Annotated in this window: 18 protein-coding genes; 1 reads left to right on the forward strand and 17 read right to left on the reverse strand. The window is 50.7% G+C overall.

The annotated features are described in order from the left end of the window. Nucleotides 1-18 precede the first annotated feature (18 nt). The 9 genes from AWR27_RS01205 to AWR27_RS01245 all read right to left on the reverse strand — a co-directional run bounded on the left by AWR27_RS01205 (nucleotide 19) and on the right by AWR27_RS01245 (nucleotide 8,658). Entirely contained in the window at nucleotides 19-663 is a 645-nt protein-coding gene (locus AWR27_RS01205) for a 2-C-methyl-D-erythritol 4-phosphate cytidylyltransferase (protein ID WP_077129512.1), read from the reverse strand. Continuing rightward, the gene (gene queA / locus AWR27_RS01210; protein WP_077129513.1) at nucleotides 663-1,706 is read right to left on the reverse strand and encodes a tRNA preQ1(34) S-adenosylmethionine ribosyltransferase-isomerase QueA; all 1,044 of its coding nucleotides are present in this window, start codon (nucleotides 1,704-1,706) and stop codon (nucleotides 663-665) included. Before queA ends, AWR27_RS01205 begins: the two co-directional genes overlap by 1 nt. Nucleotides 1,707-1,822: 116 nt before the next feature. Beyond that, the gene (locus AWR27_RS01215) at nucleotides 1,823-2,188 is read right to left on the reverse strand and encodes a hypothetical protein (RefSeq protein WP_077133722.1); all 366 of its coding nucleotides are present in this window, start codon (nucleotides 2,186-2,188) and stop codon (nucleotides 1,823-1,825) included. A 121-nt stretch (nucleotides 2,189-2,309) separates the two neighbouring features. Next, nucleotides 2,310-2,522, reverse strand: a complete 213-nt coding sequence (locus AWR27_RS01220; RefSeq protein ID WP_077133723.1) for a DUF4926 domain-containing protein — start codon at nucleotides 2,520-2,522, stop codon at nucleotides 2,310-2,312. Between the two features lie 8 nt (nucleotides 2,523-2,530). Beyond that, the gene (locus tag AWR27_RS01225) at nucleotides 2,531-2,866 is read right to left on the reverse strand and encodes a DUF6883 domain-containing protein (RefSeq protein ID WP_077129514.1); all 336 of its coding nucleotides are present in this window, start codon (nucleotides 2,864-2,866) and stop codon (nucleotides 2,531-2,533) included. A gap of 29 nt (nucleotides 2,867-2,895) precedes the next feature. After that, nucleotides 2,896-4,182 (reverse strand): replication-associated recombination protein A, encoded by a 1,287-nt coding sequence (locus tag AWR27_RS01230; RefSeq protein ID WP_077133724.1) that lies wholly within the window; start codon nucleotides 4,180-4,182, stop codon nucleotides 2,896-2,898. Nucleotides 4,183-4,335: 153 nt separating this feature from the next. Continuing rightward, the gene (locus AWR27_RS01235) at nucleotides 4,336-4,935 is read right to left on the reverse strand and encodes an RNA polymerase sigma factor (RefSeq protein WP_077129515.1); all 600 of its coding nucleotides are present in this window, start codon (nucleotides 4,933-4,935) and stop codon (nucleotides 4,336-4,338) included. 90 nt (nucleotides 4,936-5,025) lie between these two features. Beyond that, nucleotides 5,026-6,666 (reverse strand): adenine deaminase, encoded by a 1,641-nt coding sequence (ade, locus tag AWR27_RS01240; RefSeq protein ID WP_077129516.1) that lies wholly within the window; start codon nucleotides 6,664-6,666, stop codon nucleotides 5,026-5,028. A gap of 117 nt (nucleotides 6,667-6,783) precedes the next feature. Further along, a complete protein-coding gene (locus AWR27_RS01245; RefSeq protein WP_077129517.1) occupies nucleotides 6,784-8,658 on the reverse strand; it encodes a cellulase family glycosylhydrolase in 1,875 nt (624 codons plus the stop codon). Nucleotides 8,659-8,852: 194 nt separating this feature from the next. On the opposite strand from AWR27_RS01245, the gene AWR27_RS01250 reads away from it, so the two are divergent. After that, entirely contained in the window at nucleotides 8,853-9,713 is an 861-nt protein-coding gene (locus AWR27_RS01250; protein ID WP_077129518.1) for a fumarylacetoacetate hydrolase family protein, read from the forward strand. Nucleotides 9,714-9,811: 98 nt separating this feature from the next. Here AWR27_RS01250 and AWR27_RS01255 read toward each other — a convergent pair whose 3' ends face one another. The 8 genes from AWR27_RS01255 to AWR27_RS25150 form a co-directional block, all read right to left on the reverse strand. Beyond that, entirely contained in the window at nucleotides 9,812-10,705 is an 894-nt protein-coding gene (locus AWR27_RS01255; protein ID WP_077129519.1) for an ATP-binding cassette domain-containing protein, read from the reverse strand. Then, the gene (locus tag AWR27_RS01260) at nucleotides 10,702-12,009 is read right to left on the reverse strand and encodes an ABC transporter transmembrane domain-containing protein (protein ID WP_077129520.1); all 1,308 of its coding nucleotides are present in this window, start codon (nucleotides 12,007-12,009) and stop codon (nucleotides 10,702-10,704) included. The genes AWR27_RS01255 and AWR27_RS01260 overlap by 4 nt, the downstream gene beginning before the upstream one ends. Nucleotides 12,010-12,035: 26 nt before the next feature. Continuing rightward, the gene (locus AWR27_RS01265; RefSeq protein WP_077129521.1) at nucleotides 12,036-13,394 is read right to left on the reverse strand and encodes a hypothetical protein; all 1,359 of its coding nucleotides are present in this window, start codon (nucleotides 13,392-13,394) and stop codon (nucleotides 12,036-12,038) included. Between the two features lie 12 nt (nucleotides 13,395-13,406). Then, nucleotides 13,407-14,156, reverse strand: a complete 750-nt coding sequence (locus tag AWR27_RS01270) for an ABC transporter ATP-binding protein (protein WP_077129522.1) — start codon at nucleotides 14,154-14,156, stop codon at nucleotides 13,407-13,409. 35 nt (nucleotides 14,157-14,191) lie between these two features. Beyond that, complete coding sequence (locus AWR27_RS01275; protein WP_077129523.1) at nucleotides 14,192-14,701, reverse strand: peroxiredoxin family protein; 510 nt, start codon at nucleotides 14,699-14,701, stop codon at nucleotides 14,192-14,194. 3 nt (nucleotides 14,702-14,704) lie between these two features. Next, nucleotides 14,705-15,283, reverse strand: a complete 579-nt coding sequence (locus AWR27_RS01280) for a hypothetical protein (RefSeq protein ID WP_157579035.1) — start codon at nucleotides 15,281-15,283, stop codon at nucleotides 14,705-14,707. A 545-nt stretch (nucleotides 15,284-15,828) separates the two neighbouring features. Further along, the gene (locus AWR27_RS25145; protein ID WP_157579038.1) at nucleotides 15,829-15,990 is read right to left on the reverse strand and encodes a hypothetical protein; all 162 of its coding nucleotides are present in this window, start codon (nucleotides 15,988-15,990) and stop codon (nucleotides 15,829-15,831) included. A 12-nt stretch (nucleotides 15,991-16,002) separates the two neighbouring features. After that, on the reverse strand, nucleotides 16,003-16,146 hold the full coding sequence (locus tag AWR27_RS25150; RefSeq protein ID WP_157579041.1) for a hypothetical protein: 144 nt from the start codon (nucleotides 16,144-16,146) through the stop codon (nucleotides 16,003-16,005). Nucleotides 16,147-16,165 lie beyond the last annotated feature (19 nt).

Genomic DNA, 16,165 nt, shown 5'->3' on the forward strand with positions numbered 1-16,165 from the left:
AATCCTGGTTCAGATGGTTCAAAGATCCTCAGGCGTCGTAATTTTGATGTTTTCGTAACTGCCCTCGATGAGCGTGATGGGGAAACCGGCGTGTTCCAGTACGCTGGCGCAGTCGGTGAAGTGGGGCTGCTCGTCGGCTTGGAAGGCTTGCCGAAACCAGTCGAGCCGGAACGTTTGGGGCGTTTGCACGAGCCGCACCATAGCCCGGTCAATGGCCTGACTGGTGTTGTCGGGATTGAGAATGCGCACCGAATCTTTGGCCGATACACACGTCACCGCCGAACCAACGCGGGCGGCTGTCTCGAAACTATGCAGAATAATATCGGGCGAAACATAAGGCCGAACCCCATCGTGAACAGCCACTAATTCGGCATCGGCGGGAATGGCACTCAACCCGTTACGAACCGACTGAAACCGCGACGCACCCCCATCGACGGTCTGGATAGGCGCAAAAAAATGGTGCTGCTCACACAGCGACGTCCAGATGGAACGGTCGCGGGCGGGCAGCACCAGGATGATGTTCTCGGGGGGCAGAACGGCCAGAAACCGTTCGAGGGTATGTTGCAGAATGGGCTTACCGCGCAGCAGTAGGAACTGCTTCGGCACGTCGGCTTTCATCCTGCTTCCGCTTCCCCCGGCTACAATAATGGCAAAATTTTTCACTATAGAATCAGCATCGCGTCGCCGTAGCTGAAGAAGCGGTATTTTTCTTTAATGGCTACTTCGTAAGCGTGTTTGATAAGCTCATGTCCGCCGAACGCGCTCGTCATCATAATCAGGATCGATTCGGGCAGGTGCAGGCTCGTCAATAACGAATTAGCGATTTTAAATTCATAAGGCGGAAAAATGAACTTATCGGTCCAGCCTTCAACGGGTTTTAACCGGCTATTGGCCGATACCGACGATTCGATAGCTTTTAACGAAGTTGTTCCCACGGCACATACACGTCTGCCTGCGTCGAGGGCGGTATTGACAATATCAGCGGCTTCGGGGCCTATCCGGTAGTTTTCCGAATCGGTCTTGTGCTTGGTCAGGTCTTCAACGTCAACCTGCCGGAACGTACCCAAGCCCACGTGCAGTGTGATGGGGGCAAAGTGTACGCCCTTGATTTCCATGCGCTTCATCATTGCTTTGGTGAAGTGCAGACCCGCCGTTGGAGCCGCCACCGCACCGACGTGCTGCGCGAAAACGGTTTGGTAGTGATCGCGGTCGGCGTTTTCAACGTCGCGCTGAATTTCGCGTGGAATCGGGGTTTCGCCCAATTCATCAACCGCTTTCATAAATTCTTCGTGATTGCCATCGAACAGAAACCGGATGGTGCGGCCCCGCGAGGTGGTGTTATCAATAACTTCGGCTACCAGATCGCTGTCGCCGAAATAGAGTTTATTACCTACGCGAATTTTACGGGCCGGGTCAACCAGCACGTCCCACAGTTTCATTTCGCGATTCAGTTCGCGCAGCAGAAATACTTCGATTTTGGCACCGGTTTTCTCTTTGTTACCATAAAGCCGGGCCTGAAACACCTTCGTATTATTAATTACCATCACGTCGCCATCATCGAAATAGCTCAGGATATCCGAAAACTTCTTGTGTTCAATGGTCTTCGTTTTCCGATGAACAACCATCAACCGACCTTCACCCCGCTCAACCGGGTATTTGGCAATGAGACTTTCGGGCAAATCAAACTTAAATTCGGATAACTTCATGATGGATTGATACGATAACGACGGACGCAATTTTGCTAAAGGCCGCAAAGGTAATAAAAAAACCGGAAAAATGGTAGTCTTCCGGCTTCTTTTTCTTGCAAATGTGACTAAAATGCTTATTGGTTAGCCCCAAACGGCTCAATTGGCTGCACTGACCCCTCGGTATTGACCGTTGGTCGCTCGCCCACGTTAAACTTCGCCATGAGTTCAGGGGTCACTTCGTTGGCATACGTTCCCTGCGCCGACACAAACACGCCTTTGATACCATTAGAAGCTGTGATGGCATAGAGCGTCATCTCGTCGCCGGGGTCCGACGTGCCTTCAAACCGATGAAATTCGTCTACCATAAACTCTTCGCTACGGAGTTTGGTATGGTCGTCGCCAGTTAGTTGCAGATAATCCTGACGGGGTGAAAACTCGGCGGTATAGCCGCGTTCGCGAAGGGCTTCCATAGCCTCAGTGAGGGTGGTGAAATGTTGCATAACGTTGTTGGTAAGTTGCTGAACAGAAAACTCGCCCTGCCTGAAATAGTTTAACAGCAGGCTACTACTATGCTCAATACCCATACCACTCGCCCCACCATTTTTGCAGGCTGCGCCGGATTTATGCAGTCACTGGTTCCTGATACACTTTCATCAGTTGCGAAACATTTACCACGGGCATTGCATAGGGAATACCATTGGTATCGGCAAACTCAACCAAATACTCATCGTTGGGAAATACCTCCACAATAGTACCCAAACTACCTTTCCTAAGCTTATCTGGCAGTGAGTCTGTGATCAAAACAACTGCATCTAACAAATGGAGTGTGTTCATGTCCATGCTTACTTGTTAACATAACAACTAACTAATCGCGGGAACGATTCCCCAAAACGAACAATCCAAGCCGTTCTGATTGGTGCCACCCGGTTTTTGTGCTTCAGAATGAAGTCTACCGTGTATAATTCGCCCTGATTATTTTGTCCTGCCGCATGCGCATCATTCAGCAGTACGGCTGTCAAAATAGCATCTTTCAGTATCAGATAATCATCGCTCGTTAGATGTAACGAAGCTTTAAAAACACGGGCTTTGTGCTTGCCGGAAATATGCGTCTCGGACAGGCAATAGCCTATTAATTTTTGGTCATTAATGTATGCCCGTTCGGCAAATGGTAATAGCATTCTGTAAAGATAACTCTCCTCAGAAGATGTCAATACCCATACCACTCGCCCCACCATTTTTGCAGGCTGCGCCGGATTTCGGCTTCGCGGGCGTTGTGGCCGGGTTCGTAGAGTTTGTGGCCCTGAAGATCGTCGGGTAGAAAATTTTGCTGTACAAAATTGCCTTCGTGTGCATGAGCGTACAGATACTCGTTTCCATAGCCGAGTTGTTTCATCAACTTCGTGGGGGCATTTCGCAGATGCAGCGGAACGGGCAGGTGCGCCGTTTTTTCGGCCAGTGCAATGGCATCGTCAATGGCAACGTAACTGGCGTTGCTTTTTGGTGAGGTAGCTAAATACACGGCTACCTGACTTAAAATAATCCGGCCTTCGGGCATGCCGATGGCTTTGATAGCCTGCACCGCTTCCGACGCCATAATCATAGCCGTTGGGTTGGCATTGCCAATGTCTTCCGAGGCCAGAATCAGCATTCGGCGGGCGATGAAAACCGGGTCTTCGCCCGCAATAATCATCCGCGCCATCCAGTATAAAGCCGCGTTCGGGTCGGAGCCGCGCAACGACTTGATAAAGGCTGAAATGATGTCGTAGTGCTGTTCGCCCGATTTATCGTAGCGGGCAATGTTCTGTTGCGCCACATTCGTCACCAGTTCATCTGTAATCGCCAGCGGTTCGGCCAGCACGTGTGCCGACGCAACCAATTCCAGCAAATTCAGCAACTTCCGGCCATCGCCCCCCGACAGCCGCAGGAGCGCGTCGTATGACTCGACTGTAATCGACTTCGACTGGAGAAAAGCGTCCTGTTTAATGGCCCGGTCAACTACCTGAATCAGTTCGTCGCGACTGAGCGGTTCGAGAATGTAGACCTGCGTTCGCGACAACAGGGCTGAGTTGACCTCAAACGACGGGTTTTCGGTGGTGGCTCCGATCAGCGTAATCTGCCCGCGCTCAACGGCTCCCAGCAGGGCGTCTTGCTGACTCTTGTTGAAGCGATGAATTTCGTCAATGAATACGACGGGTGGAAACATACCCGGCATGGCTGTGCCGCCAGGACGGCTTATCACGTCGCGTATTTCTTTAACGCCTGCGTTAATGGCACTGAGCGCAATGAAAGGTCGTTTTACGACTTCGGCCAGCAACAGGGCAAGGGTAGTTTTGCCCACACCGGGTGGACCCCACAAAATCATAGATGGTAGCCGTCCGGCTTCGATAGCCCGACGTAGGGCACCATTGGGGCCAATCAGTTTACGTTGTCCAATAATTTGGTCGAGCGTTCGGGGCCGAACCCGTTCGGGCAGGGGCGTTGAGTCGGTAGTCATTCCCAAAGTTACTACCTGCGAAAACACGGATGGAGCCGTCAAAAAAATAACCCGGCAACCACTGCGTAGTTACCGGGTTTGGTATGGTTTAGGAATAGCACTTGTACGTTTCAACATACGACTAAAAAGCCGCCAATTAATCGAGAAGAAGGTTCAAAGGGAGATTGTTTCGGAGGTAACGTAGCGTTTGAGGTTGCTCATGGCCCCAAAAATCAGGTTGTATACCGATTGAATGTTGATTTGCATAAGGGCCGAAATTTCCTCGTTGCTCATGTTCTGGAAATACCGAAGGTGAACGGCTTCGCGCTGACGGCGGGGGAGCTTTTCGAGGGCCTGATGCAGGCAGCTATTCATATACGAGTCTTCCTCGTGGGCAATCATCCGGTTTTCGTGCGAGGGGTCGGCACCGGGGAGCGTATCGCCCAGCCGCCGTCCGTTGGTCATATCGTCCTGACTGACTAATTTCTGTTCGGCAGTCAGGTGTCGGACTAATTTACGTTTGATGGAGGCCATCAGGTAGAACCGCACGGAGGTGGTAGGGCCAATGGTGGTGCGGTGTTTCCAGAGTTCAACGAAGAGGTCGTGAATACAGTCTTTAATTAACGCCCGGTCGGTGGCGAAGTGAGCGCAGTAATGGTAGAGGGTGTTAACGTAGTTTTGATAAAGCCGGGCAAACGCGTTCTCATCACCGGCGCGAAATTGATTCCAGAGGGTTTCATCGTCGGGGCCGGTTTTTGTTTTTGAGCGGGCCATGAGTGGGTCGTAAGGGGTTGGAGACGTGATTGAGTTGTGTAAACATATTGATATTAAATTGAATTTAAAACGGCGAAGGCGTAAAATTTTTTATCGAACTTGAAGTGGGGTAAAATTGAATAGTTTTCCGTCAAATATGCCCATATCGCTCAGTTTAAGGCTTGGTATCACCAGCAATGCCATGAATGAAAGGGTCATGAACGGGGCCGACAGGGTACTGCCCAGCTCATCTTTTACAAACCGGTCAAGCGCGGCATAACGACGCGAAATTTCGTATCCGTCAGTGTCGGTCATCAGACCCGCCACCGGAAGCGGAAGCAAGTGATGAGTGAGAAGCGATGAGCCATAAGTAGCCACCAGCCCGCCCCGCGCGTCGGTCACGGCGTTGACGGCGCGACAGATGCTCTCGTCGTCGCAGCCAACGGCAGTGATGTTGTGCGAATCGTGCCCGACTGAAGAGGCAATGGCTCCCTGCTTTAGGCCAAAGTTTTTGATGAAGCCAATGGCTGGCTTAGCGTCGGCGTAGCGATTTACAACGGTAATTTTCAGAATATCGCGCTCAACGTCGGGCACAATCAGGCCGTTTTCAATCCTGGGTTCGAGGTGCAGTTCGTTGGTGATAAGCTGCCCATCAAGAGCTTCGATGACGCGGATTTTCCCCTCACCGGAACTGGCTAAAGCAAATTCTTCGACCCGTTTTGGCGAACAATTGAACTGATTGACGTGTTCGCTGCGGAGGTCGGGCAGGAGGGAGGTGCCATTTTCTGCTACAACTTCGCCATTGATTACTGTTTGCCGAACCCGAAAATCGCGCAGGTCATCAACCATAATAAAATCGGCAGGGTCGCCTTCGCGGAGCAGCCCAACGGGCATACGGTAATGCAAAACGGGATTCAGGCAGGCCGCCCGCAGGGTGTTCCAGAGCGAATGCTCCGCAGCAAGGGCACGGACCACCAATTGATTGATATGGCCTTCGGCAAGCGTGTCGGGGTGCTTGTCGTCGGAGCAGAACATAATCTGCGCCGGAAACTCGGCCAATAGCGGAATGAGCGCATCGAAGTTGCGGGCCGCGCTACCTTCACGAATCAAAATATGCATCCCGCGCCGGGCTTTGTCTAATCCTTCTTCGTAGGTAAAACATTCGTGGTCGGTACTCATGCCCGCGTCGATGTAGCGTTGGGCGTCGTTGCCCATCAGGCCAGGTGCATGACCGTCGATGGGTTTGTTGAACGCCTGGGCCAGCGTGATTTTTGCCAGCACGTCGGGGTCGTCGTGCAACACGCCCGGAAAGTTCATCATTTCAGCCAGATAGCCGATTTCTTTCGTTGCCAGCAGTTTCCGCACGTCGCGGACGCTGATGGTGGCCCCGGCAGTTTCAAACGTAGTGGCCGGTACGCACGAGGGCGCACCAAACATAAACTTAAACGGTACTCGGTTTGCTTCCCGAATCATGTACTCCACCCCCGGCACTCCCAGCACGTTGCCAATCTCGTGCGGGTCCGACACGGTTGCTACGGTGCCATGCACCACTGCCAGCCGCGCAAACTGCGGGGGCGTCAGCAGCGAGCTTTCAACATGAACGTGGGCATCAACGAAGCCGGGTAGAATATAGGGTTCGCCGGGCTTTTCGGGACCGTACCGGTCAATGCGGGCAATGCGCCCATTTCCAAGCGTTAGGGTACCGTAGCTAATGGTTTGATCGAAGAGGTTCAGGATGTTGGCAGTTGGCATAAGGGCATGTTCCCAGGGGCGGGGCGTGTTGTTCGGCAAATATAGCTTCCGCGAGAATGTAAAACCCCGGCTGTTTTTATCGAATCAGCCGGGGTTCTGTTCTGTTGTGGATGGTGGCTACTGGCCCGCTTTTACCAGTTTTACCGTGCGTCGGGTTTGGGCGTCGTAACGCAGGTGCAACAGGTATGTGCCGGCATTTAGCCCATTACCAAACGAAACCGTTTGACCAACAGGCACGGCTCCGAGTCGGATGCGTTCGCGGCCCATCGCATCGGTTACGCTCACACCCTGAATGGCGCGTTTGGCAATGAACGTAAAACAATCTGCCGAGGGGTTTGGAAAAACAAGGTCTTCGGCCTCTTCAACCGATGCGGCCACCCGCGCTCCCGATCCACATCGGCTCACGTTTTTGCAGAATTGTTTGTACCAGGGTGCCGCCGAGTAATTTACGCCTACACAAACCTGCCCGCCCGAAAACCACGGCCCGAAATTGACGCTCACCTGCCCCGCCGAACCAGGCGTGATGCGCTGCGTCGAGCCGTTGGCCCACCACGAAAAGGCCGTAGCGTTGGGCATGTTGACCGGGTTGAGCGTAAACGACAATACGGCGTTTACCGACGCGCAGTTGGCCCCTAAAATCTCGCCCGTCGCACTGGTTGGCGGAGTCGGCGGCTGAGTGGGTGGATTGTTCACCCGAATGCTCACCTGCGCTGAGGTGGTTGTGACTCCGGCGTTGTCGATAGCTTTGGCGGCAAGGGTGTACGTTCCGGCTGCTACGTTAGTCCAGTTAAAGCTGTAAGGCGACGAACTGCTTTCGCCCACTTTTGTGCTGCCGCTGAAAAATTCGACTTTGCTGATCGTACCATCTGCGTCGGTGGCAGTGGCTGTCAGGTTGATGCTGGCCGGTGCGGTAAAGGTAGCATTGTTGGTCGGGGTCGTCAGCGCAACGGTCGGCGGCTGGTTGGCGGGGGGCGGAGGGGTGGCACCTGCCCAGCTATCGGCGGGGTTCAGAATTTTGTCTTTCACCCACGTGCCCGACGGGCTGGTGTTGTTCCACTGCTGATTGTTGCATGAGCCCGGATTCAGCGCGGAGGACGTTTCGGCTTTGTCGGCGAAATTCCAATTGGTCCAGCTAATCTTCTGACCACCCCGATTTTGACCTGCCATCAGCGTAAGCCATGCTTGCGCATTCTGGTAATTCACACTGCCATTGCCCGAATAGTCGGGGGTGCCCCATTCGCTGCAAAACATCGGAATCCGGTTGGAAACATTATCTACGTCGTCCTGAAAAAAGTGCGAGGTGGCGTAGAAGTGAAACGTGTACATCACGTTGTAGGCATTGGCTCCGGTGAGCGGATTGTTGAGTACGTCCTGCGGTTTCTGGCCCCATTGTGGCGTACCGACCAGAATAATGGCTTCGGAATCATACTGTCGAATTACCGGAATCACCTGATCGGCGTATTGTTTGATGGTGTTCCAGTCAACGCCATTGGGTTCGTTGCAGATTTCGTAGATGACGTGCTTTTTGCCCGCGTGGGTCTGGGCCATTGTGCGAAAAAAGTCGATGGCTTGCGGCAGACGGTCGTTAGGGTTGCCAGGGTTCAGTATGTGCCAGTCAATGATGCAGTACATACCAGCCTGCGCTGTCCAGCCAACAAGCTGATTCATTTTGGCCGTTAGCCCGGTTGGGTTGCTAAGGTAGCCGCCCTCATCGACATACAGAGCGGCCCGAAATACGTCGGCTCCCCAATCGCGGGCCAACGCCTGCACTGATGCCTGCGTAAAGCATTGGTCGAACCAGTGCAGGCCGTGCGAACTCATACCCCGTAGTTGAACGGCCTGTCCCGTTTCGTTGGTCAACTGAACCCCAGTCAGTTTCAGTCTGCCGTTGGCAGCTAATGGCGTGGGTGACTGACCGAAGGTGAAGGTAGTTATGCCGGAAAAGATGATAAATAGAAAGAGGCACAATAGTAAACTTGTAGTCGTTTTCATAAGGCATATCGGTTAAAGGTTATCGTAAACTACTTGTCTAATAGGAACTAAAGGTATCGTAATCAGACAATAGTACTATGAACGGTAGATAAAATTATTGGTAAGTTTTTAGGGTTGCTTCTGCCGAAATTTGGGCCGTATGGTTAGACCAACCGCATCGCCTTCTTTACTGACAAAGCCTGAATTTTCCATCCATGAAATTATTTCGTTTCGGTCCCGACGGCCACGAACAGCCCGGCGTTCTGCTCGCCAACGGTCAACACATCGACGTTACTCACTTTGGCGAAGATTTTGATGAATCGTTCTTTGCCAGTAACGGTCTTCAGCGGCTCACGCACTGGCTCGAAGCCCACGCTCCCACTTGCCCTGCCATACCCGCCGACGCCCGCTTTGGGCCGTGCATCAAACGCCCATCGAAAATTGTGTGTGTTGGCCTGAACTACGCCAAACACGCTGCCGAAACAGGCGCGGCCAGCCCCGCCGAGCCAATCATGTTTTTCAAGGCGACTACGGCTATCTGCGGCCCCAACGACAACCTGATTATTCCCAAACGTTCCGAAAAAACCGACTGGGAGGTTGAGTTGGCCGTTATCATTGGCAAGCGGGCCACCTACGTAGAATTAGACGACGCGATGGACTATGTGGCCGGTTACGCCGTGCATAACGACTACTCGGAGCGGGCGTGGCAACTCGAACGGGGAGGGCAGTGGATGAAGGGCAAAAGTGCCGATACCTACGCACCCATCGGTCCGTATTTGGTCACGACAGATGACGTGCCGAATCCCAACTCGCTGCATTTGTGGCTGAACGTGAACGGCGAACGCCTACAGGATTCCAACACCGACGATATGATTTTCAATGTGCCGACCCTCGTGAGCTATATCAGTCAGTTTATGACCCTGCTCCCCGGCGATGTCATCTCAACCGGCACCCCGGCGGGCGTGGGTCTCGGTCTGAAGCCCCCGCGCTACCTCAAACCCGGCGACGTAGTCGAGCTTGGCATCGAAGGACTGGGCGAACAGCGGCAAGTAGCAGTAAATCTGAACCAGGATTAGCCAAGATTGATAAGATTAAACAGGATTCTACGCTTCGCTTTTTCTTCAGGATCAAATAAGCGTAGCGCACAAATCCTGTTTAATCTTGTCAATCTTGGCTAATCCTGGTTCAGATGGTTCAGATGTTGACACAGCAACGTTCCCTGTTTCATTGTATAAACCCGGTCGGCGATGCTGACCGATTGGCTGCGGTGCGTGACCATCACAATGGCCGTGTTGCGTTTGATGTGCTGGAACAAGTTAAGCACAAACTGCTCGGTATGGCGGTCAAGGGCCGAGGTAGCTTCATCTAACAGTAACAGTTGCGGACGGCGGTACAACGCCTGTGCCAGCCCAACCAACGGCTGCTGACCGCCCGACAGGTTTATGCCTTCCTCGCCCACCAGCGTCAGGTAGTTTTGCGGTAGTTTCATGAAATAATCGTGAAAGCCGTAATCCTGACAGAACTGCACAATTGCTTCGCCTTCCTCTATTGAATTGCCCAGACAAATATTGTCTAACAATGTGCCATTGAAAATCTTGATGGGTTGCGGTACGGCGGCTGTCAGACTGCGCCAGTCGCTGACCGCAATAGTAGCCAGATTTTGATGAGTAGTTTGGCGGCTTTTATCGGCAAAAGCTACGCTGATTTGGCTGTTGCCTTCCGGTTCATAAAACTTCTGCAAAAGCTGGAGCAGCATACTTTTGCCCGATCCGGTTTCACCTACAATGCCAATAATTTCGCCCCGCCGAACCGTGAACGAAACGTTTTGCAGCAAGGACGGACGACCGGCAAAACGGTATGTTAACTCCTTAACTGAGAGGCTCTCAAACATCGGCATGTCTGTTGTCGCATTACTGTCAACGGCGTTAACAACCGGTTCTTTGGGCATTTCGGTAAACTCGCGCATCCGGTCGAAGGCAACGCGGGCCTCCTGCAACTGGATGTTGGTTGTCGACAGCTTCGATACCGAACCGACAAGCGTACTGGCTAAACTGACTACGGCCATCATCTCGCCAATTTCAGCCCGTTTTGCAGTACCAAATAAGCCGTTAGGCCAATGACCGATACCAACACGCCGACGCCGATTAGTTCGCTGAAAAGGCCGTAGCGATTGCCGAGTAGACCGAGGTCGTAAAGCTGTTGTTGAAAAAAGCGGTAAATGCCTTGCGTAATGCGGGCGAAGAACGCTTCCTGCCGGTGGGCTTTGATTGCGCCAATGCCGCCAATGCTGTCGATAAAGTGGCTTTCGGCGCGGGCATAAGCTGTCATAACGCCCCGCTGACCAGCAATGATGCGGCTGTTGTACGTCCAGACTAACCAGCCATAAAGCGGCAAACTCACCAGCGACAGCAACCCGATTTGCCAGGCATAACCAAACAGAAAGCCTGCCGTCAGCAACAACACAAGCGCGTCGATGATAACGCTGCCAGTCAGGAAACTGATGGTAGCCTGAATCCGGCTGGTGTCGGTTAGCCGGGCTACCAGATCACCGGTTTTACGGTTGTCGAAAAACGCTTTGGGCAGTTGGAGCAGATCGCGGAAGAAACTGTCGGTAATGCGAACATTGAACTCGCGGCTTTGCCGAAGTAGCAGAAACCCACGTAGATAGCCTATGCCCGTTCGGGCCAGTAGGAGCACTGTCAGCAGCAATAACCCCATCGACAGCTTTTCGAGATTACGTTTCGGCAGAATCTCATCGAGCAGTTTCTGCGAGAACAACGCCATCGACAAACCCAGCCCGGCCATTACCACGCCTAATCCGGCAGCAATTGCCAGCAGCGGCACGTCGTCATGAATCAGGTTTCTAAACCACTGCCACTGCGTTTGCCGACTTTGCGCCGTACTGACAAACCGCTCGGTTGGTTTCAGCGTCAGCAACGCCCGCGACTGCCAGATACCCGCCAGTTCGTCGCCCGTCATCTCAATAACCCCCCGCCCCGGATCACCAATCACATACCGCAACTCCCCTCCCCTTGTTTTGAGGGGAGGGGCTGGGGGTGGGGTGTTCGGGTAATATACCACATAATGCTGCCGATTTCCGTCCATAACCACGTGCAGAATAGCCGGTTCAGTCACCTCGGCCAGATTATGAACGCCTTCGGCTTCCAACCCCTCGGCGGCAAAACCCAGCGATTGTGCTGTTTGATACAACCCCAACAGCGTAGTACCCTGGATGCTTGTGCCACTCAGTTCGCGCAGCCGTTCGCGGCTGGCATCGCCCCCGTAATAGCGAATGACGGATAATAGGCAGGCAATGCCGCAATCGGTTTGGTCGAGTTGTTGGGTAAAGGTTTTGTAAATGTAATTGTGCATGGATGAGTGGGATAAGCCCAAATAAATCAAACTTTGTTTGTGAATAGCTGCCTGTAAAGTGTGTAAGTGTTCTGTGTGTCGCTCGGCAAAACTTTACTAAGTATGTACCAGAATATAACTATCAGACACAAGCCAAATATGAATGTAGTCATCAACGTCTTCAGGGCTAACATTGTCAAACCCAGCAGGACCGAAGCCGTGAACACACTCCATCCATTGACGTTATTTTTCATTTGCCCAAAGTTGAAACTGCTCTGTACGTAAAACGCTTTGTAAAGTGAGAATACAAGCCCATTAATACTGAGTACTATTGTAGTTAGCGCGTAAAAGACCAGCAGCTCTGAATCAACTTTACCTAAATAGAGCATGATGCCGAGCGTAGTTAGCAGGTCAAGTAAAAGGGGTAGTGCTATGAGCTGGAAATAGATACGGTAATTATCAGACCGCTTCCCCAATGTACTATTGACCCAAAGGACCGGAAAAAAACCCCAGATATTATTGGCGACGTAGGTGAACAGGATTAGGGGAGCTACATAGAGAGCCTCTAAAAAACTGGACATGGGGAGTTGATCGAACGTAAAAATTCCCGCAAATGATAGAAACATCGCTTTCAACCCAAGACCAAATAGAAAGGCATTTCGTGATTTTGGACTGTTCAGGAACGCAACATAAACCGGCGATAATTGCCTGAACAGAGAAAAACTACTCACAAAAACGGGAGAATTATTAGTTTCGGCGACCGACCGGTCAGCATACGCCAATACTGTAAACTGACTTGCTAAACAGAACGTCAGTCCGCTCATGAGCAGGTAGTCGTCTGGTAATTTGTAAACTACCAATATGACGACGGCACTTGACAAAATTGCCCAGGCGATTAACAATAGAAATCGTTTACGATGAACGTTCTCAACAAATGCCTTGGCAATTTGCACGAAAGCAAGCGTGTTTCCGAACAACAATACCGAGTTGGCGAGATGTGCGTGGGTGTATGTTTTCGACAATGCATCGATTAGGCAAAAGGCCATAACCGTTCCGACAGTGGTTGCGGTGATCATATCATACACTAAATTAGTTACCCATCGTTTCATGAAGTGAACCGGAAATACGCCCGAGACTAACTTTGAACGTTGTGTGTAGGTAGGGAAAAACTCCAGCAATGCCCATAACCCACAAAACCCTGCACTGATAAGTTGAATAAGCCTGTCACCTGTTATATCTCCGGCATTTGACGTAATAAATATGTCGATAAGCCAGCCAATCATAGCCGCGTTGACAAGCAGCACCGTAACGTAAAGAATACGCAACATCAGGCTCATTGCCGATCCGCCATTGCTAACATAATCTATAAAACGTCGGCGCAGGGCAAAGAGTAGTATAGTGTGCATACTATTGAGTGGTCAAATCCAGTCAAAAGTCATTACTTTCTTCCGGGGTGCTAAAAAATCAAACAGGGCCTCGCTAATCACCTTTGTACCCTGGGCTGTAAAGTCAGTCAGTTCACCGTCAAATTTAATTTTGGCGTCATCTAAAACGAGGATACGGTTAGCTACTTCCTCAACGTAATTCAAGTCGTGAGAGGCAATAAGAATAATCCGGTCGGGTCGGCGATACATTTGCAAAAAGGCGATTACCTGCTTAACCGCCACCGGGTCAAGACCGGCAAACGGTTCATCTAAAATTAGCATCGACGGCACGTTCAGAATGGCTCCGCATAAGCCAATCTTTTTGATCATACCTGTCGAATATTGGCTAATAGTTTTGTTGAACATATTGGTATCATCAAAGAAAAAATCAGTTAACTCTTTTGACCGCTTTTGAAAAGTAACTGCATCGATTTTGTGAACTAAACCAATAAATCGCAGATAATCGGTTCCCGTAAACTCGGGTATAGGTGGGATTACATCCGACAAAATACCAAGTACCTTTTTAAAGGCCAGCCGGTCGCCAGTCAATACCTGACCATTAAAAATAAACTGACCTGCATCGGGAGCAACCAGATCAATCAGGCAATTGATTAAGGTACTTTTTCCGGCCCCGTTCTTTCCCAGCAAACCAACCACATCACCTCCCTGAAAAGTTAGGTTAAGTGAGCTTAACACACTCTTACCTTGATATGATTTGCTAAGATTTTGAATACACAGTTCCATAATACGTTTGATTGAATAAGCTGGCCAAATAAGAATCAATGAAGGTATTTTGTCAGCGCGTCTACCTTCACTTCGCCTTTGTACTCTCTCTGCAATTGCCCATTGGCTCCGTAGATGAAAATATGCGGAACGCCCGCAGCTCCAAACGCCCGGTACGCTTCTTCGCGGGTGAGCGTGCCAACGTGCATCATGTTAAGCGAGTCTAACCCATACGCTCTGGCAAATGCCTGAGCGCGGGCGAGGGGTTGTGTGGTGAGCCAGTACAGACCAGCCCCGGCAAAATCGGCCTGACGAAGCCGCATCTGTTGCGCCTGATATTGGCAGTGTTCACAATCGGGGTCGAACAAGACAATAAGTGTGAGTTTGTTATGGAGCATGGCGGGCAGGGGTTTACGAACGAAGCGCACCGCCGACAAATTGGGCCGGTGCCGGAGTTGGGCCGAAAGGGCGGTTTGGGCAGTGAGCGTTTGCCGCATCTGAAAAACGGCTCCGCCCAGCCCACCCGCCAACAACACGAGCAACCCGATTTTGAGGTAGCGTTTCATGGCTTAGGCGTAGGTTATGGTAAGAAACATGACCAAAACCACCCATACTAATAGCCCCAGCCCGTAGCTCGACATAACCAGCCCGAACGCCCGCCAAAATGAAAGGTCCGTAACCTCATTAACGCCGTAGGCCAGTAGAAACCAATAAGCCACTTCGAACAGGTTGAGCGTAGCCAACGGGTAATGCCAGTAGCGGGGTAGTGTATCGGCGTCGAACAGATTGAGGGCCGAGAGCGGGTAGAATTGAGTCAGGTCGTCGAGGTCGTAGTCGGTTTGAACGAACAGGAACCAGAGTAGTTTGATGAGAATTGGAAGGAGGAAGATAAGTTCGGCTTGCACCAAGAAGTTCCAGAAGGGCTTGAAAGCAAAGCGATTACTGGCGAAATAAAGGCCCAGGCTCAGACAGGCAGCAAAAAATGAAAATTTCATCAAAAGCAGAATCGGCGTAAGAACGTAGCCGACCCATTGCCACTTTTTGCCCTGAGTAATGATCCGCTCAATCTGCTCATAACTCAACTGTGTTTGTAGCGCGTTGAAGTAAAGATTTTCGGAGAACAGCAGGTATTGGAATGCGGCTTGCAAAACAAGCATTAAACCGCATGATGCAATAAAATAGCTGAACGTAGGAGGTTTATTTTTTGCTAAGGAAGTGTTTATTACTATTTCCATGTCTCAGTTTTGTTTATCCCTTATAGCGTTGTAATAACCAATTACTACAACTATAACCAGTGTAAACCCATACAAGAAGTATGTTTCAGACTTCCCAACTTCAATTCTCACTAAAATCAATACCCATGTAGTAATTAATAGTGGTGACCAGTTTCTGAGAAATTTTCTAATGTTCATTCCGAAAAGTTGAATGATTAGTATTGATACCTTAGGCAATGGATTTACTACATAACGGGAATTTATGCACTACCTGATTGACCGGGCTGATGCATAAGTTTATCCTATTAGAAGTATTTCTGTAAGAAAGTCGTAATTTGATTCCGAAACAGGAAGTAAAAAAGAATGGCATCACCAAGCCCATTCACGACTACAACCAAAACTTTCCTCCAATTTATTTTATTAACCATAATTATCAATGTTTCAAAGAGCGACATATAAAGTATGTCGCTCTTTTTTAGCTAAAAACAGCCATAAACTGCTGAACCAGCACTAATTGTAAGAGCCGCTGGCCAAAGACCAAAGGCAGCAGCACCCATCACCAACCCTCCCAAGATCATACAAGTTCTGCCTGGACCTTCAGCCGAATAATCGGCTAATTGATCAATTGTTAGTTTTTTCATGGGTAAAACAAATTAGCTGTTCCAGCAATAAACGACTTTGGCAATGGCAAATCCCATTGATGCAGGTACAAAAGGTGAGCCAAGCAGAGCAGGTATTGCAAAAAAGCAACTCGCACCACTTATTCTCTCCATTTCGCTGACTTGAAGCGTTTTCATAGCTATTCTAAACATTTTT

Source organism: Spirosoma montaniterrae (genome assembly GCF_001988955.1).
GTDB classification, from domain to species: domain Bacteria; phylum Bacteroidota; class Bacteroidia; order Cytophagales; family Spirosomataceae; genus Spirosoma; species Spirosoma montaniterrae.

Bases quoted from the DNA above. Each gene is read 5' to 3' on its own strand.
- AWR27_RS01265 (WP_077129521.1), bottom strand. From the start codon at position 13,394: ATGCACACTATACTACTCTTTGCCCTGCGCCGACGTTTTATAGATTAT.
- AWR27_RS01250 (WP_077129518.1), top strand. From the start codon at position 8,853: ATGAAATTATTTCGTTTCGGTCCCGACGGCCACGAACAGCCCGGCGTT.
- AWR27_RS01225 (WP_077129514.1), bottom strand. From the start codon at position 2,866: ATGCTATTACCATTTGCCGAACGGGCATACATTAATGACCAAAAATTA.
- AWR27_RS01235 (WP_077129515.1), bottom strand. From the start codon at position 4,935: ATGGCCCGCTCAAAAACAAAAACCGGCCCCGACGATGAAACCCTCTGG.
- AWR27_RS25145 (WP_157579038.1), bottom strand. From the start codon at position 15,990: ATGAAAAAACTAACAATTGATCAATTAGCCGATTATTCGGCTGAAGGT.
- AWR27_RS25150 (WP_157579041.1), bottom strand. From the start codon at position 16,146: ATGAAAACGCTTCAAGTCAGCGAAATGGAGAGAATAAGTGGTGCGAGT.
- AWR27_RS01220 (WP_077133723.1), bottom strand. From the start codon at position 2,522: ATGAACACACTCCATTTGTTAGATGCAGTTGTTTTGATCACAGACTCA.
- AWR27_RS01270 (WP_077129522.1), bottom strand. From the start codon at position 14,156: ATGGAACTGTGTATTCAAAATCTTAGCAAATCATATCAAGGTAAGAGT.
- AWR27_RS01260 (WP_077129520.1), bottom strand. From the start codon at position 12,009: ATGCACAATTACATTTACAAAACCTTTACCCAACAACTCGACCAAACC.
- AWR27_RS01215 (WP_077133722.1), bottom strand. From the start codon at position 2,188: ATGCAACATTTCACCACCCTCACTGAGGCTATGGAAGCCCTTCGCGAA.
- AWR27_RS01255 (WP_077129519.1), bottom strand. From the start codon at position 10,705: ATGATGGCCGTAGTCAGTTTAGCCAGTACGCTTGTCGGTTCGGTATCG.
- AWR27_RS01245 (WP_077129517.1), bottom strand. From the start codon at position 8,658: ATGAAAACGACTACAAGTTTACTATTGTGCCTCTTTCTATTTATCATC.
- AWR27_RS01275 (WP_077129523.1), bottom strand. From the start codon at position 14,701: ATGAAACGCTACCTCAAAATCGGGTTGCTCGTGTTGTTGGCGGGTGGG.
- AWR27_RS01230 (WP_077133724.1), bottom strand. From the start codon at position 4,182: ATGACTACCGACTCAACGCCCCTGCCCGAACGGGTTCGGCCCCGAACG.
- ade (WP_077129516.1), bottom strand. From the start codon at position 6,666: ATGCCAACTGCCAACATCCTGAACCTCTTCGATCAAACCATTAGCTAC.
- queA (WP_077129513.1), bottom strand. From the start codon at position 1,706: ATGAAGTTATCCGAATTTAAGTTTGATTTGCCCGAAAGTCTCATTGCC.